Source organism: Segatella copri, assembly GCF_051861805.1.
Lineage (GTDB): Bacteria > Bacteroidota > Bacteroidia > Bacteroidales > Bacteroidaceae > Prevotella > Prevotella copri_M.
The window spans coordinates 3,094,920-3,120,013 of the sequence record NZ_CP146520.1 but is presented as its reverse complement, the minus strand read 5'-3'; the positions used below and the strand labels follow the sequence as shown (position 1 = coordinate 3,120,013).

Below are 25,094 nucleotides of genomic sequence, written 5' to 3'. Positions count from 1 at the left end.
CTAATCCTCCTTATCTAGATAAATACTTCCAAGGAATGGTAAATCCACCAGCTTGCCTTGCTTGTAGGCATTATATGGATTCATCGTCTTGTGCAGGCCCAGCGAACTGAGACGCTTCAGCTGAGTGGCGCCTTCACGGCTCTTGTCTGTAAACCATACCACATCCCGGCGGATGTAGTCTTCGTTCAGCAGATTGATGTCGTGGGTGGTCATGAGCAGCTGGCTAGAACCCTCGCTGTTGGCAAGAAACAACTTGATGAAGTAGGAGAGAAGCTCATAATGGATGCTCGTTTCCACCTCGTCGATAGGGATGAAGTTGTTGTGGTGGAGCACATAGTAAAGCACCACCGACATGCCCAGAAATCTGTGGGTACCTGCCGATTCCAGACGCTCGTGTAAAGTATATTCGCCGCCGTCGCCCGTATGCTGGAAGAGAATTTCATCATGCTTAAGCGTGCCACGGCGAAGCATTTCTACCTTAGCTTCCTCTGGGATGGGAGCACTCTTGATGGTTTTTTCCATTTCCGGAGTGATACTCTCTTCGCGCTCATCTAGTGAAAGGTCGGTGATATTGAAGTCGCTCGCTTTCAGCATCTGTAACAGGAAGTGCTTCTTCTTGTCCTCCTTGTCATGGCGCAATTCGTCTTTCACATTGAAGGTCAGGGAGGTGCGCGGGCTCAGCGTGTCTCGCATTCCCGAATAGAAAAATTCTGCCACGATATTCAGCCGTGATGTGGTTGCATTCGATTGTCCGAAGGCTGCCATAACCGTGCAGTTGTTGGTAGTATTGCCGGCGATGGCTCGCTGGGTGGCTTTGTTGATGCCCGATTTGCTGCCAAAGGTAACTTCCGAGTGGTCTGTTTCCTGCTGGTAGCTGCGGCTGTATAGCTTGGTAGGGCGTGAGCTTGTATAAACCATCAGCATCTCCTCGTAGATTCGCTTTTCGTCGAATTCCAGGCTTAGGACGTATTTTTCCCGGTTGAGCCAGAAGGTCATCTGCATCGAGGAGTGTTCCTTGCGGCTGTGATTATCCAGAAGAAAAGGAACGTACCCCATTCCCATATTCTTGTTTTCCGGCTTGTCGAGCATGGTGCGGCGGAAGAATGCGAGGGCATCGAGCAGGGTGGTTTTGCCGCTGGCGTTGCTACCATACACGATACCAATCTTGAGGAGCTCAACACCTTCTGCCACTTCGTATAGGTATTGGCTTCTCATCTTGTCATCATTAGTAGGAAGGAAGCTTAGTGTTTGCCTTTCCCTGATGCTGAAGAAGTTTTGTATTTGAAATTCCTGTATCATAGCTATTCTTTTTTTATTTTGGTGCAAATATACGATAAAAAAGCAGAAGCGCAAAATTAAAATTCAGTTTTCGTGAAAAATTCACGTTATTTAATATTAAAAGCAGCTTTTTCCGTAGTTTTTCCTGCGTTTAAGAGTTTTTTTGTTGGCGAAATGCTGTTTGAAAGTAGCATAAAGGCTGTAGATGGTAAAAAAAACATTGATATGAACGCTAATCTGCATGTTAATGTTTATCAAAATATGATAAAGTTTCGTCTTTTTTTGTTATCTTTGCAACCAAATTTATTCATAACATGGCAGAGTATTCAATCAATCGAATAAGAGTTGTCTTAGCCGAGCAGAACAAAACAAACCGTTGGCTGGCAGAACAAATGGGCAAATCAGAGATAACAATAAGTAGATGGGTACAAAATAGAATACAACCATCATTGGAACAGCTTTTGCAAGTTGCCAAATTATTGTCAATCAGCCCTAAAGATTTAATCAACGACATTAACAATAGTAGCACAGAAAATGTTTAGATATATAGAGAATAAAGATAGAACATTCCTTTTTGGCGCATACAGAGGGGAAAAGTCGCAGTTGGACTGGATATTGGGAGAAAAAACTCAACGATATGAGAAACTTTACAATATCCGTTTCAACCAAGACTTGTTTTCTCAAAGAAATGGTGGAACTCTTTCAAAAGTTCTGCCCGATTACATATTGATATACAACACCCAAAATCCCCAGGAGGGTTACCATCTGTTCCCTTGTGTAAATTCGGCAATCAAAGAACAAGCGGAGATGGAGCAATTTGCATAACGAAATAAAAAATTATAGGTATTCTAAAAAAGGATGCCTTTAGAACATTAAATGAACACCTTAACAATATGGCAAAGAAAATATCCAAAAAGAAATGTCCTAGTTATCAGTTTTTCATAAAACCGACCATTGATGCCTTATATCAACTTGGTGGTTCTGGTGCAAATTCTGAGATATACAAGAAAGTTATCAAAAATACGAATCTTTCAGAAGATGTTATAGACGAAATGCATAGTTTTACTATGACAGAAGTCGAATACAAACTGATGTGGGCAAGAACATACTTGAAAAACTATGGTGCTGTGGAAAATAGCAAACAAGGCGTATGGGTACTGACTGCAAAGGGCGCAGCTTTGGCAAAACTAGCAGATTTGGATGTTAAGGAAATTGTGCGTTTTACCAACAACAAGAATGGGGCAACCAAGAACAATGGTTCAGAAAGTGATACACCCACCGAGCCAAAAGGATGGCGTGAACAAATTACGGATATACTTCTCGGTATGAGTCCGTATGCTTTCGAGAAATTGGCTCAAAGGTTGTTGAGAGAATGCGGATTCTCTGATGTTGAGGTGACCAAGAAATCGGGCGATGGTGGCATCGATGGTACCGGAAAGTTGCGCATTAATGGTATTTTTAGCTTTAACGTCGCATTCCAATGCAAGAGATATAAAGGTGCAGTTGGTGCGCCAGAAATTAGAGACTTTCGTGGTTCATTAAGTACAAATATTGAAAAAGGAGTTTTGATTACTACAGGCTCATTCACACGAGCGGCACTTGTAGAAGCATCAAGTGAGGGTAAAAGGCTTATTGACTTGATGGATGGCGAAGAGCTGATAAACAAGTTGGCTGAATATGGAATCGGATTAAATGAAGTGAAATCGTATGAGGTTGACATGGATTTCTTTAATTCTTTAGATGATAAATAATGAAGGATTCGAAAACATTAATAGAAAATTTTGCCCAATCTCTTGTTGGTAGGTCAATTAAGATAAGTATAGAGTTTGGCGGCCATAAAATAGTTTGGCCAAACAATGATATGGTGGTGGAAAATATCATACAGGATTGGCTTGAAGATTGGCTCCGCCAGAATTATATAGAGTATGTGATTAATGAAGACCATTCGCTAATTCCGCCTTATGTATTTCTTGACCCACAAGACAAGAAGCACAACCTTATGGAAGTAAAAGCATTCAATTATGCAGCAAATCCTGGGTTTGATATTGCGGATTTTCGTATGTATGAGCGAGAAATCAAAGAGAAACCGTGGATGCTTGATGTGGACTACCTTGTTTTCGGCTATGACATGAGCGAAGATGGTGTGGTGACGGTTAGAAACCTTTGGCTGAAGAAAGTATGGGAAATATGCCGTCCAATGCAGTCTGGTTCTGGCAAGAATAAAGTAATTTGGCCATTAAACTTGCAAATCAAACAAGGAGTGGTTCACAAGATTCGTCCTGCAAAGTGGTATGGGGTATCAAGGAGTTTCAAAACATTCGAATGTGTTGAGGATTTCCTTTCGGCTGTAGAAGAGACTGTTTACAAAAACAAAGATACCCGTGATGATGGTCCAAGTTGGCTTGATGGTACTTTAAGAAACTATGAGACATTCTATGGAAAACAACTTCGTGTGCCACGGTGGTATGAAATAGAAAGTAAGTACTACTTGAAAAATAAGAAAAAGTAATCGTTTGTGAACATTCAATGCTGTTTTCTCTAAACGAAAGCAGCATTGGATGTTTGTCAAAAAGAAGGATGGTACTATCGGTATCTTGAAATACATTATCAGCTAAAGATAAAAGGGCAAAAGCATTACCTTGTCAATATATGGTATGATGCTTTTGCCCTTTCTTTCTGTATGTCTTTTATTCCACTTTCTTTTCTTCCGTTTTATTTATTCCACTTCCTCGCACATTGCCATTTCTGCTCCCCGGTAAATCACAACGAGCTGATGAAGCTTCGTGGTCTTCACGGATTCGCGCACGATGTCGCTATCGGCGTAGCGCCTTATCTGGGCAGAAGCTTCCTCGAAGAGATGACTCAACTGCTCATCGCTGGTGCCCGATTTGCAATATTTCAGTTCCACGATGTAGGAATCTTCCATGTCCTTATAAATGTCGCAAAGGGGCAGCAGGAAGATGTCGGCATAACCGCCGTCGTTGTCGAGTTCTGAGATAGGACGGTAGAACTTGCATTGGCTCGCCATCGCCAGGGTGAAGCCATGAACGTAAGCCTCGCCCTTCTGCTTGTCACGCTGGGAGGAGAAGCGCTTCAGGCAATCGGCTATGTAGGCAAAGTAGGGCTTGAATGCGCCTTCGTAAGCCAACTTACTCTCCAGCTGGGTCTTGTCGTATTGCTCAAAGGTGAGGTCGTTCTCCTTGTAGGTATCCAGCAGATAGGTGTACATCTGGTCGCGCACCACCTCGTTGGGAACCACGAAGCGGGTGTTGCCCTGGTAGGTGCCGTCTATCGTTACCATGCCGAAATAGAAGAGCAGGCTCAGGAAATTATCGGGATCGTTGATGCGTTCGGCAGGGAAATTCTCCATCAGGGTTCCCGTGGTGAATCCCTTGGTCACGATATCCTGTATGATGCTGGCATCGTGGGCAAATTCCCTGTCGTGGCGGATGAGCATGCGTATCTTGTCGTAGTCGATGCGGATGTTGGTTTCCAACATGCTATCAGGAATATCGTAATCGTTGCGGATATAATTGTCCACAAAATTGAGTACCATTACAGAGTTGTACATGGTTGTCTTGCCGTATCTTTTGATGGCGAAGCAATAGTTGTCATACCATGGCTTCATCACTTCTATCAGTTCATCCACGCTATGGCGGAATGGCAGCACGCTAGCGTAATAGGCCAGCATCTGGCGCACTTCCTCCTCGGTGAATCCCACCATTTCGTTGAATTCCGGTGATAGGGAATAGTTGGTGCCGATGTTGAAACCGCTGGTCAGATCGTCCATTGTTACGGGACTTACTCCTGTAACGAAAACTCTGCCCAGTGAATCTCCGGCGGCTCCCTTGATGGTGTCGAAGAAATGGCGCAAATATCCCTCGCCGTGAGTCTGCTCGCGGTATCGTTTTTCATGTTCCTTGTGGGCAAGAATCTGATTGGTAAAGTGGTCGTATTCGTCGATGAAGAGGTAAATCTTCAGGCCTGCTTCTGCACATTGGTCGCAGAGAAATCCTAATTGGGCAACGGCGTCTTCCTTCTGGTTCATCTCTTGCTTTATGCCTGGTGGCAAAAGGTTGGCGTATCTGTTGCAGAAGGAATTGAACTTGTTGTAGCAGTGGGCATCAAGTCCCTTCTTGTAATTATCCAATTCTGCTGAAATCATGGCAAAATTCAGATGCAGGATGAGGTAGCTGTTGCGTTCGGGGGTAGGATTTTCTCCGATGTAAAGTTTGCCGAAGAGGCTTTCGAACTTATCCTTCTTGTTGATGTCGTAATAGTTTTCGAGCATGGAGAGGGTAAGGCTCTTGCCAAATCGGCGAGGGCGAATGAAGAAGAAATACATGTTAGATTCTTCTATTTTCTCAATGAATGGGGTCTTGTCAACATAGTAACAATCTCTTTCCATTACATCTTCAAAGTTCTGCATTCCGTAAGGGATGCGTTTGCGATAGATTCGCTTTTGTCTTTCTATTCTTTCTATTTTTGCCATAATCGAAACCATTTTTTGTTTGATGCCGCAAAGTTAAGATTATTATTTGGAATACGCAAAGTTTTTGGGGCTTTTTCTTGGTGGTTTATCAAAAAATGAGTAGTTTTGTGGGCGTGAATCAAATAGACAATGGATAAGATTATGGATAAGATAACGAATCAAATTACGATGCTGGGTACGGGAAATGCTACTGTTTCCCAGATTTATAATACTTGTTTTGTGCTCCAGATTCCCGGCTCCCTGATGCTGGTGGATGCAGGCGGAGGAACTGGGTGTGAAGAATCTTATTCTTTATCATACGGAGGAGAAGACGCTGGATAATCGTAAGGAAAATTATACACGTGAAGCTGCTGAGAACTTCAAGGGTAGAATCTTTGTTCCGGATGATCTGGAAGTGATAGAGCTATAGGGTTTTTCTTTGTCCCACAGATTTCTTTGTCCCACAGATTTCACAGATTAACACAGATTTTTTGTTTGGATATTTGGGGGAATCCTTCTCCCGATTATGGCAAGAATGAATCTGTGTAAATCTGTGGAATCTGTGGGACTTTTTTAATGGTGAGTTTTATCAACTTAATCGGCTGAATCCGGTAGGAAAATTTCGGTTACTTCCCGCTCTCCGAAATCTATCATGGCGTTGAAGAGGCTCACTTTTTCCGCCTTTCTGAGGGCTTCTAGTGTGAGCTCGGCTTCCTCGATGATGCCGGCTTCCAGAAGCTGGGCTCGCTTGGTTCCCAGGAGCAGGGGATGCTTGGGGGTGAGCCATCTGTTGCCATCAAAAAGGGCGAGATTGGTGAAGGAGGTATCGGTAATGAGGCCGTTTTTTATGATGATGATTTCATCGCAATCGCCTTTCTGGGCTGCCAGGGCGTTGAGCGCACTTCGATCGGTGCTCTTGTAGGTGTAGTCGATGGAATCATCCTCTACTACTTTTAGGGAATGAATCTCCTTCATCTTGTAGGGGGCGTACTCGATGGCTTCCACGCCCTGGGCGCCATAAACCACTCGTGCCTTGTAGAAATCCATTTCTTCTTTCGGAGAAATGAGGGATGAAAGATTTATATCTGCTGATGCGATGGATGGGAAGGATGTAAAGGATGGAAAGGATGGAAAGAACCTGCGGATGGTTCTCTCCATTCTTGCCTGATGATAGGGCAGGGCCAGGGCCTTGCCGTTCTTGATTTTTATTGTTTCTACAAATTGCTGTTTCATATTTTAAAAAAATCGTGTAATTTTTTTGGGGGGAATGAAAGGCGAGTTTAAAACGGAAGATAGATTTTCTGAATCACTTCCTCGTATTCCTTCCGGCAATCGCTCTTCGAGGTGATGCCGCCGCCTGCCTTGAAATACAATTTTCGGTTTGCCTTCGGCTCCTTTCCTTCGCTTGCCTTTCCTTCCTTTGCCTTGAAATTCTTTTCTCCATCTGTTTCAAAATCAACTGGCGAAGTTTCTTCCTCGATGAATCGAATCATGACGGCGGAATTGAGTTCGCCCTGGTCGTAGATTCCCATGATGCCCGTGTAGAAGCCGCGGTCGTAGCCTTCTGCCTCTTGGATAATCTGCATGGTTTTATCTTTCGGGGCACCCGTGATGGAACCGGCTGGGAGCTGGGCATCGAGGATTTCGCCCAGATGATGCGGGTAATCTTCGGGCAGGCGACCGCTGATTTCTGAACTGGTTTGCAGAATGTCGCCCTTGTTGGTATGCAGCACGTCGATGTAACGGTATTTATCTACCCTTACATCTTCTGCCACCCGGCTCAGGTCGTTCCTTATCAGGTCTACGATGGTGGCGTGTTCTGCCGCCTCCTTCCGGTCTTCCATCAGCTGCTTTTCGGCATTGGGGAGTGATGCATCCAGGGTTCCCTTCATGGGATAGGAATAGATTCTTCCGCCCTTGATTCTGACGAAGGTTTCGGGAGAAAAGCAGACGAAGGGGGTGAGATTTCTCTTTCTTCTGAGCAGCAGTTTATACTTCCCTTTTGCGCGATGAAAAATATCCTCTAAAGAGAGATTGCAGCTCACGGGAACCCGGCAGGTGAGATTCGTAAGATAGCTGTTGCCCGCCATGATGTTGCTCTTCACGATGTTGAAGCTTCGCTCGTAATCCTCGTAAAGTGGGGGTTCTATCTGCCAGGTGGTCTCCGAAATCTCTTCCTCCGAAATCTTTTTCTTCCAAGTCTCTTCCTTCCAAGTCCCTTCCTTCCAAGTCTCTTTCCAGGCATGAGAAAGGTTCCCTCTTCCTTCAAAATCGAAGAGGCATTCTTCGGGATTTATATCGGATAGCAAGCGGATGAAGGCCTTGTCTCCCTGATAGTTAATAACAAAGAGAAAAGGCTCATCCTGGCTTGCCAGCTGATTGATTTTATCTATGATTTCCTGTTTCATGCCTGCAAAGATACTGCTTTTCTTTGGATGAGCAAAAGATTGGTTACAGATTTTTGTTTGATGGGACGCCTTCTCCACACGCCCTGAAAGGGCAGAAGCTCCTAGCCCAGGGCAACACCCTGGGTTTTAGCAAGATTTTAGCAATGCGCCCTGTAAGGGCAAAAGCTTTAAAATGCGGCGATGATAAAGCTTTTGCCCTTACAGGGCGACGTTGTTGCTTGCATGTTTACCCAGGGCGATGCCCTGGGCTAGGAGCTTCTGCCCTTTCAGGGCGTGTGGCGCATATTTAATAGGCTTTTCCTGCCTTTTCAATAGGCTTTTCCTGCCTTTTTAATACGCTTCTCCCTGCTCTATTTCTTCCTGCGTGATGCGTTTGCGGTCGATGGCACGCCAGGCGAAGACGATGTAGGCGAGCACGAACGGGATGAGAAGGGAAACTATCGCCATGGTGCGGAGTGTGAACTCGCTGCTGCAGCTGTTGGCGAGGGTGAGCGAACTCTGAAGGTCGATGTTCGACGGATAGTAGGCGGTGTTGTTCCAGCCGGCTATCAGCAGCAGAACCAGCACGGTGAGCACGGTTCCGATGCCCGTAAACCAGATTCCCTTTCTATACTGCACGCTTCTCGATGACTTGTAAATGCCGAAGAGAACGAGTACTACACCTATTAATAATATTACAAGCAGGATTGGCATCTCTAGGAGATTGTGAAGATACTTCATGCTCTCTATCGTAATGCTGGAAGAAGAAGTGCTGAAGCCGTCCTTTATCATTAATCTGATGAGGAATGGCAGGAAGAACAATAGGAAAATCAGGGCATTCCATGGCAACTGGCGGGTGCAGCGCTCCTGAATCTGCTGGTGCTCGATGTTGTTCTTGATGTAGAGCATGCCCAGGATGCGGGCTAGCATCAGTACGGCAAGTCCCAGCACCACGTTCCATGGGTCGAGCAGGGCATCAAGACCATGACTGGCGTTTGCCCAGCGGCTGATAACGGGTTGCAGACTGTTGGTAATATTGCCCTTGTCTATCAGAAAATTGCTGCCGTTGAAGAAGGTGGCTACGGCGCCGCCAAGGAGCAGAGGACCTACGATGCCGTTGATGATGAGGCAGATCTGAAAGGTCTTCGGTCCAAGAAAATTACCTATCTTGTTCTGGAATTCATAGCTCACGGCTTGAATCACAAACGAGAACAGGATAATCATCCACAGCCAGTAGGCTCCGCCGAAACTGGTGCTGTAGAACAATGGAAACGAGGCGAAGAAGGCTCCGCCGAAGGTGACGAGCGTGGTGAAGGTGAACTCCCACTTTCTGCCCGTGGAGTTGATGATGAGGCGACGCTCTTCTTCCGTTTTTCCCAAACAGAAAATCAAGGTGTTGGCTCCCTGTACAAACATGAGAAACACCAGCAGGGCTCCTAATAATGATACGAGGAACCACCAGTATGATTGCAAAAATTCGTATGTCATAATACTTTCGGGTTTTGTTGTTTACTGAAAAACTATCCTATGATTCTTTTCGAAATCTTTCTGAAAAATATTGATTATCAGAGAGATTATTCGTATTCCGGTCCTTTCTTAATCTGCTTCACCAGGATGCTGATTTCCACGGAGAGCATGGTGGTGAAGAGTGCCAGGAAGATGAAGAAGGTGGTGGCCACGCTGCCTGCCTCGATGTCGGAGATGGCGGCGCTTACTGGCAGCAGGTCTTGGATGGTCCAAGGCTGGCGACCAATTTCTGCTACTATCCAGCCCGATTCTGAGGCGATGTAAGCCAGCGGAATCATGATGATGGCGGAAATGAGGAACCATCGGTATTGGGCGATTTCCTTCTTATAGACCAAGAATAGGCTGAGGGCGAAGAAGAGGATGAGCAGGCAGCCTACTCCCACCATCAGGCGGAAGGCGTAGAAGCAGATAGGGATGCTCGGCACCAGTTCCTTGGCGTCCTTGATGTAACCATATCCGAAGTATTTCATGTTCTCCCTGAGGATAGGGAGCTGGTCTTTCGCCTTGGTTTCGCGATAGGTTTTCAGGGCAACTATCGCCTTCTTTCCCCGGGCTATCTTTTCCTCTACAGATGGTTCCCGGGTGCCATCCTCTTTAGTATAACCTTTGAGAATATCGTTCACGCCAGGCACGTAGCCATCGGCTGTGCGGGTGGCTAAGAACGAGAGCATGTTGGGGATGGCGATGCGCATGGCTGGCTCCTGTACGCTTTCGTAATCGGGCTGCTGGAAGGGGTGAACGGCTGCTATCGCCGTGAGGCTCTCGCCCTTGCTACCATTATATAATGCTTCCATCGCAGCCAGTTTCATCGGCTGCACCTGTGCCACCTGATAGGCGGAGTTGTCGCCGGTCATCGCAGCCAGCAGGGTGGCGATGAGTCCTACGCCGGCACCCATCTTGATGCTCGCCTTCGCCAGTTGGGTTTCTCTCTTTTTCAGGAGATACCAGCAGCTTACGGCTACCACGAAGGTGGCTCCGATGATCCACGAGGAGGTGACGGTGTGGGTAAACTTGTTGATGGCGAATGGCGAGAGTGCTACATCCAGGAACGAGGTCATCTCGAAGCGCATGGTGTCGGGATTAAATTCCTGTCCCACAGGATATTGCATCCAGGCGTTGGCTACGAGAATCCACCAGGCTGAAATGGTGGCGCCAAGTCCCGTGAGCCAGGTGGAGGCAAGGTGGAAACCTCGGCTCACCTTATCCCAGCCGAAGAACATCACCGCCACGAAGGTGCTCTCCATGAAGAATGCCAGGATGCCTTCGATGGCTAGGGGAGCGCCGAATACGTCGCCCACAAACCAGGAGTAGTTGCTCCAGTTGGTGCCGAATTCAAATTCCAGGATGATTCCTGTGGCAACGCCCATGGCGAAGTTCACGCCAAAGAGTTTTTGCCAGAAACGGGTTACGTGCTTCCAGAACGGCTTGTTGGTGCGGTAGTAACATGTTTCGGCGATGCCCATGATTACTGCCAGTCCCAGGGTGAGCGGGACGAACAGCCAATGGTAGATGGCCGTGAGTGCGAATTGCGCCCTCGACCAGTCGATGGTGGCTGATGTAATGTCTAACAAAAGATTTGTCATCATAGCTTAATGGTTTTAAAATTGTTATTATATAATGTTTTTGTATTTATTTATTATTTATTTCTTTCGATAATATCCGATAATATGGGATTGAAATCCAGAGTTTTATCTGTTGAGAATCTCCTTGGATACGAATCCAGCCTTGTCTCCATTCTTTGCATTTGTATTGATAAAATCAGGAAAGAAGAAGAGCTTGAGCACCAGGAAGATGATGGCAAGTTTGATGAGGATGATGGTCCAGAGCGTCTTGCCCAGGGTCATCGTCCTGAAACCATCATAATAGAGATGGAATATCCGTGAAAGCAGTCCTTGTTTCATTGGCTTCTTTTTTAAATTCTGCTGCAAATCTACAATAAATATTTGTAACTACCAAATATTTTATTGAAAAAGATACAAAAAAGGAAAAATATGTTTTTGGTTAGTATGTAATGGGGCTATTTTGGCGCTTTTGGAATAAATGAGGCAATTACAATAAAAAGTTCTAATAATCTTTGTACTTTAAAGAGAAAAATGTATCTTTGCATCTAGAAATTAAACGATTAAGATTATGGATGTAAAACCTTATATTAACCCATTTGAAGAAGATTCAGGTGATAAGGTTGAAGAACCGGTAGCTGTTAGTACTTCTTCTGCTCATCAGCTTGATGCTTTGCGCCATCAGGTGATGGATGCTGTTGCTTCGTCTGATGACAAAGTAACCTTGGTGTTGTGTCTAGATATGTTGACACATCAGCAAGTAGAATTAAAATATAATGAGAAGAAATGTAGAATTAATTTAATGTGAAGAAATAATGAATATAGAATCTGTTAGAGAGTATTGTCTCTCGCTTCCCCTCGTAACCGAGGCTTTTCCTTTTGATGAGCAGACCTTGGTGTTTCGCATCTTGGGCAAGATCTTTGCCTGTGTTGACCTGGAGCGCCCCGAGTGGGTTACGATGAAATGTAATGCCGATTACGCCCTCGAACTCCGGGAAGTGCATCCCGAAATAGAAGGCGCATGGCATTGGAATAAGAAATACTGGAATCAGGTAAACCTTTATGGCACGCTGGAAGATGATTTCATCCAGGCCCTGATTCGCCACAGCTATTCCGAAGTGGTGAAGAAGCTCAAGAAACAGGAGCGGATGGAGCATCCGGAAATGCTGGATGTGAAGGAATAGGGAGAAAGTAAAAAGAAGAAGGCTCTGAATTAGCCATAAGAAATGCTGATTCAGAGTCTTCTTATTAATTTATAATTCCTAGCTTTTTAAGTCTAGAGTAAATCGCTCCTCTCGAACGCTCCATGATTTCTGCTATTTCCTTTATCTTTTTTCCTTCATTATAAAATTTTATAAGAATATCATCTGCTTCTTTTTCCCAAGGAAGATAGGCGTTTCCGTGTTCTTTTCTTTTTTCTTCGACAGAATATGCTTTCTTAAGTGTTGGTTTTGTTGAAGTTTTATCCAGAATCCTGTATTCCCAATCCTCAATAGTCCTTGTCTCTGTGCTGAAGCTGATGCCAATCTTTACGAGCTTTCTTTCATCAGCCTCGAAAGGAACCATGTAGCCTTTTTCGTCTATCTGGGCGAGGGCTTCCTTGGCAGGCTTGTTGATCTTTATCTCGAAGACGAAGATGGTGTGGGGCGAGAACATCACGGCATCGGCCCTGCCCCTGCAACTCTTCACCTGCGTGAGAACGGCTATGTTCATCATCGAAAGCATGATGTAGAATACGGTTTCATAATAATACTCGTTTTTCTGCATGTCAGCCAATACATCTTTCCCGCCTTCTGGATAAGGAATGGAAGCGAAGTAGGATTTCATCAGCGTCATCGCCTTGTCGATGTTTCCATACACCAATGCCTGATAGAATCTTGCCGCAAAGCCCAGCGAAGTTCCGTCGCTCAAATTCGTGTAGAGCGGCAACAGGTTTTCCATCAAGCCGGCTCTTACTTCCTTGTTTGGAATGCCGAGAAAGTAGCCTTTGGTGAGAGGGTCGTAGTCCTTGATGGTAAGGTAACCGCTCTGATAGAGCAATGGCAGGGCATCCGTCATCTTCTCCGTAGGACGGTCGAACGAAGACGAGAAGGCGAAGACATTATCCAGCTCCGTCACGTCAGTCTTGAATCTCTGCATCTGATTGATGAGATAGGTAGAAGTGCCCGATGCAAACCAGTAGTCCTCTATCTCGCCCGACGCCAAGGCTCGCATCAGACTGAACGGATTGAAGATGTCGGGGCTGTTTCTTGTGAAATGATAGCCGTCGTAATTCTCCTGGAGCAACCGTGCCATCTCTTCCTTGCTCACCCCATTGTGCTTCGCCATCAGTTCGATGTCCTGGCTCAGGGTGGTGGTGAGTTCCTCCTTGGTAATGCCGCAGATGGCAGCAAACTCTGGGTCCATGGAGATGTTGGTCAGATTGTTGATGGCGCTGAAGATGCTGAGCTGCGAGAACTTGGTGATTCCCGTGATGAAGGCGAATCTCCAATACTTGTCACATTCCTTGATAGGAGTGTAGAATTCCTGCATGATGGTTCTTACTTGCTCTAATTTCTCTTTGTCGTGAAGAACATCGAGCAGAGGAGCGTCGTATTCATCTATGATGATGACGAGGTCTTTACCAGTCTTCTCTTTGATGGTCTTGATCAGCGTCGTCAATCTGTTTCCAGGGGTTTTTTTGCTGCGCTCTATTCCGTACTTCTTCTCGTAATCTTCAAGTTGTATGTCAAATTTCTCATCAAAATATTTGATGTCGCAATACTTGAATGTGGACATGTCGAAGTGCAGGACAGGGTATTCTGTCCAGTCCTTTTCCAAACCTTCGATGGCAAGCCCCTTGAACAGGTCTTTCTCGCCAGCGAAATAGGAATGGAGGGTTGTGCTCAGCAAGGATTTTCCGAACCGACGGGGACGACTGAGAAATACATACTTGTACTTCTTGGTCAACTTGTATATCAAGTCAGTTTTATCCACATACACGCATCCTCTCTTGATGATGTCGCTGAATGTCTGTATTCCCACAGGATAAATTCTTTCTACCATAGTCTTTGCATTTTTATTCTTTGTGGCAAAGTTACGAAAAGTTTTTGAAATGCAAGCGATTTGGAAGGAAAAAATGGGCTGGGGGATGAAAAAGTAGAGGCATTTGAAGGAAATTCATTAAAAAAAGTATGGAGATTCCCTGAAGTTCGATTACCACTCCACCTTATCGTTGAGAATCACGCCGTCGGTTGCATCTTCGGCTGTAAAGGTTTCGGCCTTATACTGCACGCAGAGCATCAGCAGAGGCTCGGTACCATTGTTGCGAACAGAGCGCTTGCCGGCTGGTGCTACTCTTACTACGCTTCCCTCCTGAACAGGAAATACCTCGCCATCCACCTGGAACTCGCCCTTGCCACTCAGGAAGAAATACAATTCCTCGTGGTTCTTGTGAGTATGGAGGAATCCAGACTCTGTGCCAGGAGCAAAGCTCTGGAATGAGAACTCGCCACCAGTAGCGTTCACGCTCTGACCTCCGAATACCTTTCCGGGAATCTTAATCTCAGGACCCAGCTCTAAGGTGTAATCCTTGATTTCACTCATCTTACCAAAATCTGTGGCTGTAAAGTTTGCAGCCTTAGCAATAATCTTTGTTTCTTTCATCTTGTCTGTTATTTTTAAATGTTTATATTTCTTTTTTTCTTTATTTCACTTTATGTTATTTCTTTTTGTGAATTTGTGAATACATCTGCTTTCATTTCTGAATTGCGCTGCAAAGATACTGCGAAAAACTGGTTCCTGCAAGAGGGCACTTGGGGGTAAGATGGTTACCGGGAAGTAACTATTGCGTGGGAATGGGAGAAAGAAAAATAAAGCGTTAACTTAGATTAACTTGGTATGTTTGGTATCTTTTCGGATATTAGTTACTTTTGTAGCCTATTGCAGTATATTATAGATTATCGCAGAATATTATAGTAGAATATGTAGAATATAAAGAAGATTGATTATGGCAAGAATGATAAAAGAAATGGTAGTGCAGGACTGTCCCATCCGTAACGTTCTGGCGCGCGTTTGCGACAAGTGGTCGCTACTGGTAATCTACACCCTGAAAAATCATCAGGATGGTCCTCTCCGGTTTAATGCCCTGCGTAAGCTGATTCCGGATATTTCGCAGAAAATGCTTACCAGCACGTTAAAATCGTTGGAGGCTGATGGCTACGTTACCCGCAAGGCTTATGCCGAAGTGCCGCCAAGAGTGGAGTATTCTCTCACACCCCGTGCTGAAACCCTTATTCCGATTATGGATCATCTGATAGAATGGGCGCTGGATAACATGGCTGTGATTCTGAAGGATAGGGATAAGGCTGTAGGTTGAATTCCAAGATGAGATTTCCGAAAAATATTCCAAGATGATATTTCTGAAAAATATTCCAAGATGAGTTTTCCGGAAAATTATTCATTTTTTCTGTAGTTTGGGTAATGCGTGTTTTCGGGAATCATCGTATCTTTGCACCCGGAATTCGTAATCATAATAGAATTATAACTATAAGTATAAAAAATATGTATATTGAGAAGATAAAGTCGCCAGCCGACTTGAAGAAGCTGGATTTGAAGGAGCTGCAGGTGGTGGCTGATGAAACCAGACAGGCTGTGCTGAATCGTGTAAGCAAGCATGGCGGTCATGTGGGACCGAACCTGGGATTCGTGGAGGCAACCGTGGCGCTTCACTACGTTTTTGATGCGCCAAAGGATAAGCTCGTGTTTGACGTAAGCCACCAATGTTATCCGCATAAGGTGCTCACCGGACGAGCTGCGGGATTCCTCGGCGATGTGGATGACATGAATGCCATTTCGGGCTATTCTTCTCCTGCCGAATGTCCGGAGTATGACAATTTCGAGGTGGGGCATACTTCCACTTCCGTGAGTCTTGCCACCGGTTTGCAGAAGGCGCGCGATGTCAAGGGAACCGATGAGAACATCATCGCCATTATCGGCGACGGATCCCTTTCGGGCGGCGAGGCTTTCGAGGGACTGGATGAGGCTTCGGAACTCGGCACGGGCATCATCATCGTGGTGAACGACAACGAAATGTCTATCGCCGAAAATCATGGCGGAATCTACAAGAACTTGCGTGCCTTGCGCCAGAGCAACGGCACCTGCGAGCACAACTGGTTCAAGGCATGGGGCTTTGAATACAAGTACCTGGAAGAGGGTAACGACATCGAAAAACTCATCCAGGTTTTCGAGAGCGTGAAGGATACGGATAAGCCTACCGTGGTTCACATTCACACAGAGAAAGGTCATGGATTTGCGCCAGCCGTAGCCAACAAGGAGGCTTGGCATTGGGGAATGCCTTTCAATCTGGAAGATGGCAGCCGACCAAGAAAGAATGCCGATGGAACCTTCCCGGAGGTGACTCCGACGGAAGATTACGGCACATTATTCTCCGACTGGATGCTCAGCGAGATGAAGCAGGATAAGACGCTCATCGCCGTAACCGCAGGTACTCCTGTCGCAGGCGGATTTACTGCCGATAAGCGCCAACTGGCTGGCAACCAGCACATCGATATGGGAATAGCCGAAGAGCAGGCGGTAGCCATGATTTCGGGAATGGCGAAGGGCGGATTGCATCCGGTATGGACGGTTTACAGCACCTTTATCCAGCGTACCTACGACCAGATAGCGCAAGACCTCTGCATCAATTCCAACCCAGCCGTAATCAACGTGGTAGGAGGCGGAGTGAACTCGATGAACGACATCACCCACATCTGCCTTTTCGACATTCCGATGCTCTGCAGCATTCCGGGGCTCATCTATCTGGCTCCAACCACCTGCGAGGAGTATTTCGCCATGCTCCGCTGGAGCATTCTGCAGGATAAGAAACCTGTCGCCATCCGCGTGCCAAGCAATGGCGTGGTTCATACGTCAGAAGCCGTTGATGCTGAGTATGGCTACGAGGCAAAGTACAAGGTGATGCACCAGGGCGAGAAGGTGGCAGTTATTGCCGCCGGTTCGTTCTATCAGAAGGGCGAGAATGTAGTCCGCCTGTTGGCTGATAAGGGCATCGATGCTACGCTCATCAATCCCCGTTATCTGAATGAGGTGGATGCCGAAGTGCTGGATAGCCTGAAGGCAAACCATCAGTTGGTGGTAACCCTGGAGGATGGCTCGAAGGATGGCGGCTTCGGCGAGCGCATCGCCTCTTACTATGGTACTTCAGAAATGAAGGTGATGGTGGGCGGCATCAGAAAGGGTCTCTACGATAGATATGATGTGCAGCAGTTGCTTTCGGATAATCGCCTGCTCGATGAGCAGATTGTGGAAGACATCTTGTTAGTGATTAATGATTAGTGATTAATGATTAATTATTAATGATTAGTTATTAGTTAGTCGGCATAGTTAGTTTTTATTTAACGAGAAATCCAAGCCGGAGAATGATCTCTAGCTTGGATTTCTTCTGTTTTATCATCGAAAGTTTGTCTTAATCTCATCTTAATCTTAGTCATCATTCCAGTCATTATCTCAATCATCGTCATCGTCGTCATCATCATCCCAATCTCTATCGTGCTTCCACTTCTTCTTGTCGTGCTTCCACTTTTTGTCGTGCTTGTGATGCTTGTGATGCTTGTGATGCTTGCCTGGCTTTCCTGGTCCATAGGTTACATGGGTTCCGCCTGGCCATCCCGGTCTTCCGTAGCTGCACTCAGGGCGAGGGCGGCGCTTGTCGTGTCCCCAGTTATGCTTTGGATACTTGGTGTAAATATGGTGAACATACACATGATTCTGCCAGCCGATAGGGCGATAGAAATAGTATGAGTTCTTGAATTTCTTCCATTGTCTGGCGGTCATCATGCGCTTGAGCTGCTTGTTGCGGTAATGCCAGCCGTAGGCATCAATGTCGCGATAGCTGCGGATGCCGTCCAGGTAGGTGAAGTTGATGTTCAGGAGATTGTTACGCTGGGCGCTGCTCAATCCCAGTTCCACCACCATCTTATCTGTGATAAAACGGGCTTCTGCCTGAATATCTGTCAGTCTCTGAGCATTCATAGATGTTATCATCATCCATACTGCTACCAATGTCATAATCATTCTTTTCATAACTATCTTCTCTTTAAAGGGTTATTACTCTATTTATTTTAATTGAAGAGGCTACTTGGTGCCGCTATCAACTTTTTGATGGTGCAAAGATAGGGAGAATAGCTGAAAATAGCAAGGGGAAAACCATAAACCAGCGTATGATTTTCCCTAAAAGCATCGGGGGAAACTCCCGTAATAAGATTGTAGTATCTTTTATCTGCTAATTCAAATCCTTGTAACCTCTTTGACACATAATACCCCTACCTTTGCACCCGAAATTTAACAGGTACCACCCCGAAAGGGGAAAGGTATCATCAATTTTTAATAAAAGGTATTATAGTCAAATAAAGAAAAATGGAAAAGAAAGTATCGGGTAAGCATAGCAGCATGAATGGCTTTGCTATGATGAAAGGTAGAGTAGCTACTGTAGTTTTGGCTTCGGCTTTATTGTTGGGCGGAGGCTTGACTGCTCAGGCTCAAAACACAGCATTAACCACCTGCTCTCAGAGTGCAGCAACCACCATTCCGCAGAATCCTAACTGGAAGGCGAATGCTGCCGAATGGCAGAAACTGAAGGGCGAAATCACCCTCTACATGACCAATGACATGGGCCGCAACGGCTACTACGACCAGAAGCCTATCGCCGAACTGATGGGCGAGATGGCGGGTACGGTAGATCCGGAATGTGTACTTGCCGTGGGCGACATCCACCATTTCAATGGCGTGGCTTCTACCCAGGACCCTCTGTGGCTTACCAATTACGAATATGTTTATTCTCATCCCGACCTGATGCTCAACTGGTTCCCGGTTTGCGGCAACCATGAGTATCGTGGAAATACTCAGGCTTTTATGGACTACGACAAGGTGAGCCGCCGCTGGATGATGCCAGCCAAATATTACACCAAGGTGTTCGACCACAAGGGAACCACCGTGCGTGTCATCTTCCTCGACACCACACCTCTCATCGATTCTTACCGCAAGAATTCAGAAATCTATCCTGATGCCTGCAAGCAGGATGCAGAGGCTCAGCTCTCCTGGCTCGATGAAACCCTGAAGAATGCCAAGGAAGACTGGGTCATCGTGGTAGGCCATCATCCTATCTACGCCTACACCACGAAGAAGGAGAGTGAGCGCCTCGACATGCAGAAGCGTCTCCTTCCTATCCTCCATAAATATAATAATGTGGCGATTTATGCCTGCGGTCACATCCACAACTTCCAGCACATCCAGAAGAAGGGCGATAACATCGACTACGTAGTCAATTCCTCTTCATCTCTGGCCCGTCCTGTGAAGCCTATCGATGGCACCGTGTTCTGCAGTCCAGCCGATGGTTTCTCTGTTTTTACTGCAGATAAGAAGCAGCTCAGAATGTCGATGATTGACAAGGATGGAAAAATCATCCACACGATTTCAAAGGCAAAAAAGTAAAAAGGAGCTTTTTTGCGAAAAGAAACGAATGAAGATTTCAATAGCGATATAGATGAAAAGAATTTTGCTGAGTGCGGCGCTTCTTGCCGCTGCAACTTCCGCCATCCACGCCCACACGCTGGATGGTATTGTTAAGGATAACAAAACGGGAGAACCCCTCATCGGAACCGTAATCCGAGTAAAGGAGCTACCCAACGTGAGTACCACCACCGGACTTGATGGTACTTTCACCCTGCATGAACTGCCAGATAAAGGCAAGTTTACCATCATCGTTTCCTACATGTCTTACAAAACCAAGGAGATGGTTATAGATGTGGCTAAGAAAAATAAGGTGGATATTCCGATGGATGAAGACCTGAAGCAGTTGGGCGAAGTGGTGGTTACCGGTCATCGTGAATACCGCAGCGACCGCAGCGCCATAGAAACCGTGAAGAATGCAGGCAACGTGCTCAACGTGATGAGTCAGCAGAGCATCCAGCTTTCGCCTGACGTCAACGTGGCGAGCGTTCTGCAGCGAGTATCAGGTGTCACCATGGAGCGTGATGCATCGGGCGAGGCTTCCTACGCCATCCTCCGAGGCATGGACAAGCGCTACAACTACACCCTGGTAAACGGCGTGAAGATTCCTAGTCCGGATGATAAAAACCGTTACATCCCATTGAATATCTTCCCTTCAGATCTGATGGACCGCCTCGTGGTTTCCAAGTCTCTTACTGCTGATATGGAAGGCGATGCTGCCGGCGGCGTGGTGGATATGGTGATGAAGGATGCCCCATCCCGCTTCCAGATTCAGGCGAATGCAGCCATCGGAGCAAGTGATTATTTCTGGAATGATGGCAGAGATTATCTTACCAGCAACCGCTCTGATTATACAAAGAAATCTCCTTACGAGGCTTTCGGAAAAGACTACAAGGCGCAGATGAGCGATTTCAAAAACGGTCCTGTTCAGTTGAAGAGCCATTCTCTTCCAGCTCCTAACTTCATAGGAGGTCTGAGCATCGGCAACCGCTTCTGGAACGACCGCCTGGGCGTGATGCTTGCCGGAAGCGTGCAGAATGTTTTCCGTGGCACCGAGCGCACCTACAATTCCGTAAAGATGGCTTCGGGCGAGCAGGCCATGTACATTTCCAATCTGCAGCATCGCTACTACAGCATCCACGACCTTACTGCGGGTGCTCATGCCAAGTTCGACTTAACCCTGCCTCGCCATAAGCTGGAATGGTACAACATGTATGTGCGCACCAATTCCAAGGGCATCAGATACAATAACAGCGTCAATACCGAATACATCGGAGCCGACAGCTACACCCAGGATGATGAGGTGCGCTCTCTCTCAACCACCCAGAGCATTTTCGCCACCAATCTGAAGGGTACGCATCATCTAACCAAGGATTTTACCCTCGATTGGTCGGGCGTATTCTCGCAGGCAAAGGAGGAAGATCCGGACAGAACTTACGTTACCCTGACCAACTCCATCAGCAGAACTGCCGAGAATGGCGGCGATGCCGTTTCGGGTTCCATCTGGGAAGGCGACAAGAACATCACAAAGACCCTGCCTAAAAGTGCCGAGCGCCGATTCCAGCACAACAAGGATACTGACTGGGCGGGTTACATCAACCTTTCTTACGATACCCGTTTCGCCAACGATGTGGAGGCTCTCTGGAAAGCGGGAGCACAGTATCGCAGAAAGGAACGCAGCAACAGATATTATTCTTACATCTTCAATCCTGCCGACATCTCGCAGCGATTGGATGGCAACGGAATAGACCAGTATGCCAACATTGATTGGGTTTGCAAGACTCCTTATTCTCAGGCTTCTCAGCTCAACTACGATTCCAAGGAGCACATCGGCGGAGCCTACGCCATGGTAACCATGAAGAGCGAGGTGGGCGAACTGAATGCCGGTTTCCGTGCCGAGCACACCAACCAGATTTACACCATGCTCCAGCACTTCCGCAACATGGGACAGGTGGGAGAGCAGAGCTACTGGGATTATCTGCCATCGGCATCCATCAAGTGGACGCCAACCAGGAAGATGAACGTGCGTCTCTCTTACTATCGCTCCATCAACCGTCCGGGCTTCTATGAGATTGTGCCTTATCAGATTATGGGCGAGGAGTATCAGGAGAAGGGAAATCCAAACCTGAAGCGTGCCCGCATCGACAATATCGACCTGCGCTGGGAGTGGTTCCCAAGCAAGACCGAGCAGATTCTTGCCGGCGTATTCTATAAGTATCTGAAAGACCCTATAGAGCAGGTGTTCGTAACATCGGATGGCAAGATTGGTGCCGGAACCGATGCTTACTACATGCCTGACAACCTGGGTAATGCCAGGAACATGGGCTTCGAAATTGATGTAATCAAGTACATCCGCCACTTCGGAGTGAAGGCGAATTATACTTACACCCATTCTGAAATCACCACCTCGAAGCGTGAGTACAAGGAGGGTAGTGCCGAGTATAAATCGGGTGTAACCCAGACCCGTCCGCTGGTTAACCAGGCTCCTCATACCGCCAACATCTCCTTATTATATAAGGATACGGAGCATGGCTGGAATGCACAGTTGGCCTCTTCCTTCACGGGCACCAAGCTCGCCCTGGTTTCTCCCTTCAAGGATGCCGACCAGTGGGACAAGGCGATGTTCGGTCTCGATCTGAGTGCCGAGAAGCAATTCAAGAACGGCATCTCCATCTTCTTCAAGGCAAACAATCTGCTCGATGCCAAGCGCGAGAGATACTTGAAGACCGTGAACAAGAGCAACCTGGAGTATGAGGGTCAGAAGAGCGATAAGACCATCGTGGGCACTTATCAGTATGGCAGAACCTTCCTGCTGGGAGTAAGATACAAATTATAAAACAAGAAACTGTAAAAATGAAAAAGATAAATACTTTTGCTGCTTTGCTCATGATGGCAGCAGCTGCAATGTTCTCCACATCTTGCGAGAATGATAATTTCAATCCATACGATTACGTGAATAATGGCGGTAATGGAAGTGATGGTAATGAGAACCAGGGTTCTAAGGATGTCATCACAACGAAGGTGGCAGAATATCCAGCAGGTTCTGTGGTTTGGACCAAGGATACTACCCTGAGCCAGAGCGTTGAGATTCCTGTAGGAGCATCGCTCTACATAGAGCCGGGCGTAACCGTTACCTGCAAGTCTGAGGTTCAGGTGCCGGTAGAAATCGTAGTATTGGGCAATCTTTATTGTATGGGAACCGCCGAGAAGCCAGTTACCATTACTTCTGATACCAGAAAGCCTGCCGATTGGGGCGGCATCATCTGTGGATATAATTCTGAGGAGGTGGTGCTCAACCACGTGGATGTGGCCTATGCCGGTGCTACTCCTACCGAGAGTTCTGCTTCTTTCCAGAACAAGCTTTTCAAGACCACCATCGATGGCGGAGTGCCAGCCTTCCACTTCTGTAATGTAAACGGCAAGTTTGTGATGGCAAACAGTTTCTTCCATGACAACTACAACGACCAGACTTACTTCACCGGTGGCAACGGCGTGATTATCAATAATATTTTTGCCGATAGCGGAAATGCAGCCGATGGTGGTGAGGCTATCAACGTGAAGGCAGGTTGCAAGCTCGATGTAGCCAACAACATCATCTACAACGCCTGCACCAACGCCTTCAAGCTTTCGAATGCCGGAAATAGCGAGGTAATCCCTCTCTCTGAGATGACCGTCTATAACAACACCATCATCAACTGCGGCTGGCGCCGTTCCAAAAACAAAAAGGGTGGTTCTGTCTGGGTAGAGAAGGCAGCGAAGCCAGTCTTCGTGAACAACCTCATCTACGATTCCCGTTTCGGACTGAAGCAGCCAAAGAAGGATGGTGCTGATATGGAGCACAGTCGTCTTACACCAAATTACTACTTTGCATCTACAGAGACAGGCGTAGCGCAGATGGCGAAGAGTGCAGAGCTCGGCATCTGGTTTGATACCGATATCAAGAGCAGCGTGGCAGGTCAGCTCAACCCACTCTTCAAGAGTTTCAAGCAGAGCGAGAAGATGAATATCAATTGCGAGATAGATAATGTAGCTCAAGGTGCTCCATTGGCATTCGACAAGAGCTGGAATTTCGATTATCAGGCAGGCAGTCCTGCCCTCTCAGGAGGTGTAACCGATTTCGCCCGCCTCTTCCCAGAGGGCCTGCCATTCTTCGGCATGAAGAAGGTGAATTTCCTGGATAAGAATAACGACCAAAACTATTACTTCGCCGCCCCATTGCCAAGCGCAAGATTCGGAGCGTGGCTGTAAAATGATTAATTTTGTGTTAATCTTGGGAAAAGTTTTGGTTGTTATTAGGAAAAAATGTACTTTTGCCTAGTAGAAAGTTTCGTTCAGCGACGTTGAATGTGCGTTCAACGTCGCTGAACCTGCATTCAACGTCGCTGAATGTCGGTTCAACGTCGTTGAACGGAACTTTCATCTAGGGATAAATACTTTTATCTCTAGGTTTGAGAACTATTATGATGAGGAGCAATCATCATTACTCTTGACTGTAATGGCTATCTCAATATGGAGTGATAACAATATTAATAAGAAAGGAATCGTTATGGCAAAGTACAAGTTGCAAGAGTTAACTGATATGCGTAATGAAGGCAAGCGCAGAGTTTATCCCAAGATGGTGACCAATCGGACACTATCCAGAAAAGAGTTCGTCAAGAAGATGCAGGGCTACCATCGTGGTATTTCGGAAAGTACCACGGAGGCAGTATTGATGGATGTGGCTGATATGCTGGTAGAAATGCTCTCCATGGGCTACAATGTGAATCTGGAAGGCCTCGGCACCTTCTCGCTCTCCCTCGGTTTCGAGGACGATAAGCCTACGGAAATGCAGGGCGAAGAGGATAAGATGGCGTATCGCAAGGTGGGCGTGAAGGACATCAACTTCAAGGCATCTCCTGAATTACTCAAGAGTGTGAAGCATGAAACCGATCGCGACCTGGAGCGAGACATGGGTGGCGTAAAGGTGATTCGCAAGCAGCTCTATTCCAGGGAAGAGCGCATCGCTCGTGCCCTGGAGATGATAGAAGCCAATGGTTTCATCACTCTCTCTGATTATGCCTACATCAACAACCTGAGCCGCACCGCCGCCTCCCTGGAGCTGAAGGAAATCACCGCCGACCAAACTTCGCCGATAGGTTCGATGGGCAGTGGCAGCCACAAGGTTTGGGTGAAGAGAAAAGAATAAATTAAAATGTGTTTTTATACTATTTTATTGGGATTTGCAAGAAACTTTCCGATTTTCTTGCAAATCCCAATTCTTTTTCGTACTTTTGCATTCGTCTTGCCGTGGATGGCTGGCGATGAGTCGCTGGCTAGGTAAAAATCCATGGCTTGGCCTATCATAATTAAGAAAGACGTGTACTACGT

23 protein-coding genes and 1 pseudogene are annotated in these 25,094 nt (G+C 46.5%); 14 read left to right on the top strand and 10 right to left on the bottom strand.

Annotated features, from left to right (window positions below):
- Complete coding sequence (locus tag V8Z93_RS12360; protein WP_439431680.1) at positions 1-1,299, bottom strand: AAA family ATPase; 1,299 nt, start codon at positions 1,297-1,299, stop codon at positions 1-3.
- 293 nt (positions 1,300-1,592) lie between these two features.
- Between V8Z93_RS12360 and V8Z93_RS12355 the strand changes: the two genes are divergently transcribed.
- The 4 genes from V8Z93_RS12355 (at position 1,593) to V8Z93_RS12340 (ending at position 3,787) form a co-directional block, all read left to right on the top strand.
- Positions 1,593-1,820, top strand: coding sequence for a helix-turn-helix domain-containing protein (locus V8Z93_RS12355; protein WP_297066718.1), 228 nt, complete (start codon positions 1,593-1,595; stop codon positions 1,818-1,820).
- Positions 1,813-2,103: a hypothetical protein gene (locus V8Z93_RS12350; protein ID WP_439431679.1), complete on the top strand. Its 291-nt coding sequence runs from the start codon at positions 1,813-1,815 to the stop codon at positions 2,101-2,103. The genes V8Z93_RS12355 and V8Z93_RS12350 overlap by 8 nt, the downstream gene beginning before the upstream one ends.
- A 68-nt stretch (positions 2,104-2,171) precedes the next feature.
- Positions 2,172-3,029: a restriction endonuclease gene (locus V8Z93_RS12345; RefSeq protein WP_439431678.1), complete on the top strand. Its 858-nt coding sequence runs from the start codon at positions 2,172-2,174 to the stop codon at positions 3,027-3,029.
- Entirely contained in the window at positions 3,029-3,787 is a 759-nt protein-coding gene (locus tag V8Z93_RS12340; protein WP_439431677.1) for an NgoBV family restriction endonuclease, read from the top strand. The genes V8Z93_RS12345 and V8Z93_RS12340 overlap by 1 nt, the downstream gene beginning before the upstream one ends.
- A gap of 207 nt (positions 3,788-3,994) precedes the next feature.
- Here V8Z93_RS12340 and V8Z93_RS12335 read toward each other — a convergent pair whose 3' ends face one another.
- The gene (locus tag V8Z93_RS12335) at positions 3,995-5,770 is read right to left on the bottom strand and encodes an AAA family ATPase (RefSeq protein ID WP_439431676.1); all 1,776 of its coding nucleotides are present in this window, start codon (positions 5,768-5,770) and stop codon (positions 3,995-3,997) included.
- Between the two features lie 129 nt (positions 5,771-5,899).
- Here V8Z93_RS12335 and V8Z93_RS12330 point away from each other — a divergent pair, with 129 nt between their 5' ends.
- Together V8Z93_RS12330 and V8Z93_RS12325 are read left to right on the top strand one after the other, a co-directional pair.
- Entirely contained in the window at positions 5,900-6,091 is a 192-nt protein-coding gene (locus tag V8Z93_RS12330; RefSeq protein ID WP_439432873.1) for a hypothetical protein, read from the top strand.
- Positions 6,030-6,179, top strand: a pseudogene (locus tag V8Z93_RS12325) (MBL fold metallo-hydrolase); the annotation flags it as partial. The gene V8Z93_RS12330 and the pseudogene V8Z93_RS12325, both read left to right, overlap by 62 nt.
- A 164-nt stretch (positions 6,180-6,343) precedes the next feature.
- On the opposite strand, the gene V8Z93_RS12320 reads toward V8Z93_RS12325, so the two are convergent.
- The 5 genes from V8Z93_RS12320 to V8Z93_RS12300 all read right to left on the bottom strand — a co-directional run bounded on the left by V8Z93_RS12320 (position 6,344) and on the right by V8Z93_RS12300 (position 11,564).
- Positions 6,344-6,982, bottom strand: a complete 639-nt coding sequence (locus V8Z93_RS12320) for an aminotransferase class IV family protein (protein WP_439431675.1) — start codon at positions 6,980-6,982, stop codon at positions 6,344-6,346.
- A gap of 47 nt (positions 6,983-7,029) precedes the next feature.
- The gene (locus tag V8Z93_RS12315) at positions 7,030-8,157 is read right to left on the bottom strand and encodes an aminodeoxychorismate synthase component I (protein ID WP_439431674.1); all 1,128 of its coding nucleotides are present in this window, start codon (positions 8,155-8,157) and stop codon (positions 7,030-7,032) included.
- A 330-nt stretch (positions 8,158-8,487) separates the two neighbouring features.
- On the bottom strand, positions 8,488-9,624 hold the full coding sequence (gene cydB / locus V8Z93_RS12310; RefSeq protein ID WP_439431673.1) for a cytochrome d ubiquinol oxidase subunit II: 1,137 nt from the start codon (positions 9,622-9,624) through the stop codon (positions 8,488-8,490).
- An 86-nt stretch (positions 9,625-9,710) separates the two neighbouring features.
- Positions 9,711-11,246 carry a cytochrome ubiquinol oxidase subunit I gene (locus V8Z93_RS12305; RefSeq protein WP_439432856.1) on the bottom strand — a complete coding sequence of 512 codons (1,536 nt, stop codon included), beginning with the start codon at positions 11,244-11,246 and terminating at the stop codon, positions 9,711-9,713.
- A 105-nt stretch (positions 11,247-11,351) separates the two neighbouring features.
- A complete protein-coding gene (locus V8Z93_RS12300; RefSeq protein ID WP_040552976.1) occupies positions 11,352-11,564 on the bottom strand; it encodes a DUF4492 domain-containing protein in 213 nt (70 codons plus the stop codon).
- A gap of 229 nt (positions 11,565-11,793) precedes the next feature.
- Between V8Z93_RS12300 and V8Z93_RS12295 the strand changes: the two genes are divergently transcribed.
- Positions 11,794-12,030, top strand: coding sequence for a hypothetical protein (locus V8Z93_RS12295; RefSeq protein WP_439431672.1), 237 nt, complete (start codon positions 11,794-11,796; stop codon positions 12,028-12,030).
- A gap of 7 nt (positions 12,031-12,037) precedes the next feature.
- Positions 12,038-12,406 (top strand): MmcQ/YjbR family DNA-binding protein, encoded by a 369-nt coding sequence (locus V8Z93_RS12290; protein ID WP_439431671.1) that lies wholly within the window; start codon positions 12,038-12,040, stop codon positions 12,404-12,406.
- Positions 12,407-12,470: 64 nt separating this feature from the next.
- Here the strand turns inward: V8Z93_RS12290 and V8Z93_RS12285 are convergent, their stop codons facing one another.
- Together V8Z93_RS12285 and V8Z93_RS12280 are read right to left on the bottom strand one after the other, a co-directional pair.
- Positions 12,471-14,267, bottom strand: coding sequence for an AAA family ATPase (locus V8Z93_RS12285; RefSeq protein ID WP_439431670.1), 1,797 nt, complete (start codon positions 14,265-14,267; stop codon positions 12,471-12,473).
- Positions 14,268-14,417: 150 nt separating this feature from the next.
- A complete protein-coding gene (locus tag V8Z93_RS12280) occupies positions 14,418-14,867 on the bottom strand; it encodes a cupin domain-containing protein (protein ID WP_439431669.1) in 450 nt (149 codons plus the stop codon).
- A gap of 343 nt (positions 14,868-15,210) precedes the next feature.
- Here V8Z93_RS12280 and V8Z93_RS12275 point away from each other — a divergent pair, with 343 nt between their 5' ends.
- Together V8Z93_RS12275 and V8Z93_RS12270 are read left to right on the top strand one after the other, a co-directional pair.
- Entirely contained in the window at positions 15,211-15,579 is a 369-nt protein-coding gene (locus tag V8Z93_RS12275) for a winged helix-turn-helix transcriptional regulator (RefSeq protein WP_134844293.1), read from the top strand.
- A 185-nt stretch (positions 15,580-15,764) separates the two neighbouring features.
- A complete protein-coding gene (locus V8Z93_RS12270) occupies positions 15,765-17,555 on the top strand; it encodes a 1-deoxy-D-xylulose-5-phosphate synthase (RefSeq protein ID WP_439431668.1) in 1,791 nt (596 codons plus the stop codon).
- Between the two features lie 171 nt (positions 17,556-17,726).
- On the opposite strand, the gene V8Z93_RS12265 is transcribed toward V8Z93_RS12270, so the two are convergent.
- Positions 17,727-18,302 (bottom strand): hypothetical protein, encoded by a 576-nt coding sequence (locus V8Z93_RS12265; RefSeq protein WP_439431667.1) that lies wholly within the window; start codon positions 18,300-18,302, stop codon positions 17,727-17,729.
- Between the two features lie 333 nt (positions 18,303-18,635).
- On the opposite strand from V8Z93_RS12265, the gene V8Z93_RS12260 reads away from it, so the two are divergent.
- The 4 genes from V8Z93_RS12260 (at position 18,636) to V8Z93_RS12245 (ending at position 24,912) form a co-directional block, all read left to right on the top strand.
- The gene (locus V8Z93_RS12260) at positions 18,636-19,709 is read left to right on the top strand and encodes a metallophosphoesterase (RefSeq protein WP_439431666.1); all 1,074 of its coding nucleotides are present in this window, start codon (positions 18,636-18,638) and stop codon (positions 19,707-19,709) included.
- A gap of 52 nt (positions 19,710-19,761) precedes the next feature.
- Complete coding sequence (locus V8Z93_RS12255) at positions 19,762-22,563, top strand: TonB-dependent receptor domain-containing protein (RefSeq protein ID WP_439431665.1); 2,802 nt, start codon at positions 19,762-19,764, stop codon at positions 22,561-22,563.
- A 17-nt stretch (positions 22,564-22,580) separates the two neighbouring features.
- The gene (locus V8Z93_RS12250; protein ID WP_439431664.1) at positions 22,581-23,975 is read left to right on the top strand and encodes a hypothetical protein; all 1,395 of its coding nucleotides are present in this window, start codon (positions 22,581-22,583) and stop codon (positions 23,973-23,975) included.
- Between the two features lie 298 nt (positions 23,976-24,273).
- Complete coding sequence (locus tag V8Z93_RS12245) at positions 24,274-24,912, top strand: hypothetical protein (protein ID WP_439431663.1); 639 nt, start codon at positions 24,274-24,276, stop codon at positions 24,910-24,912.
- Positions 24,913-25,094: the final 182 nt, after the last annotated feature.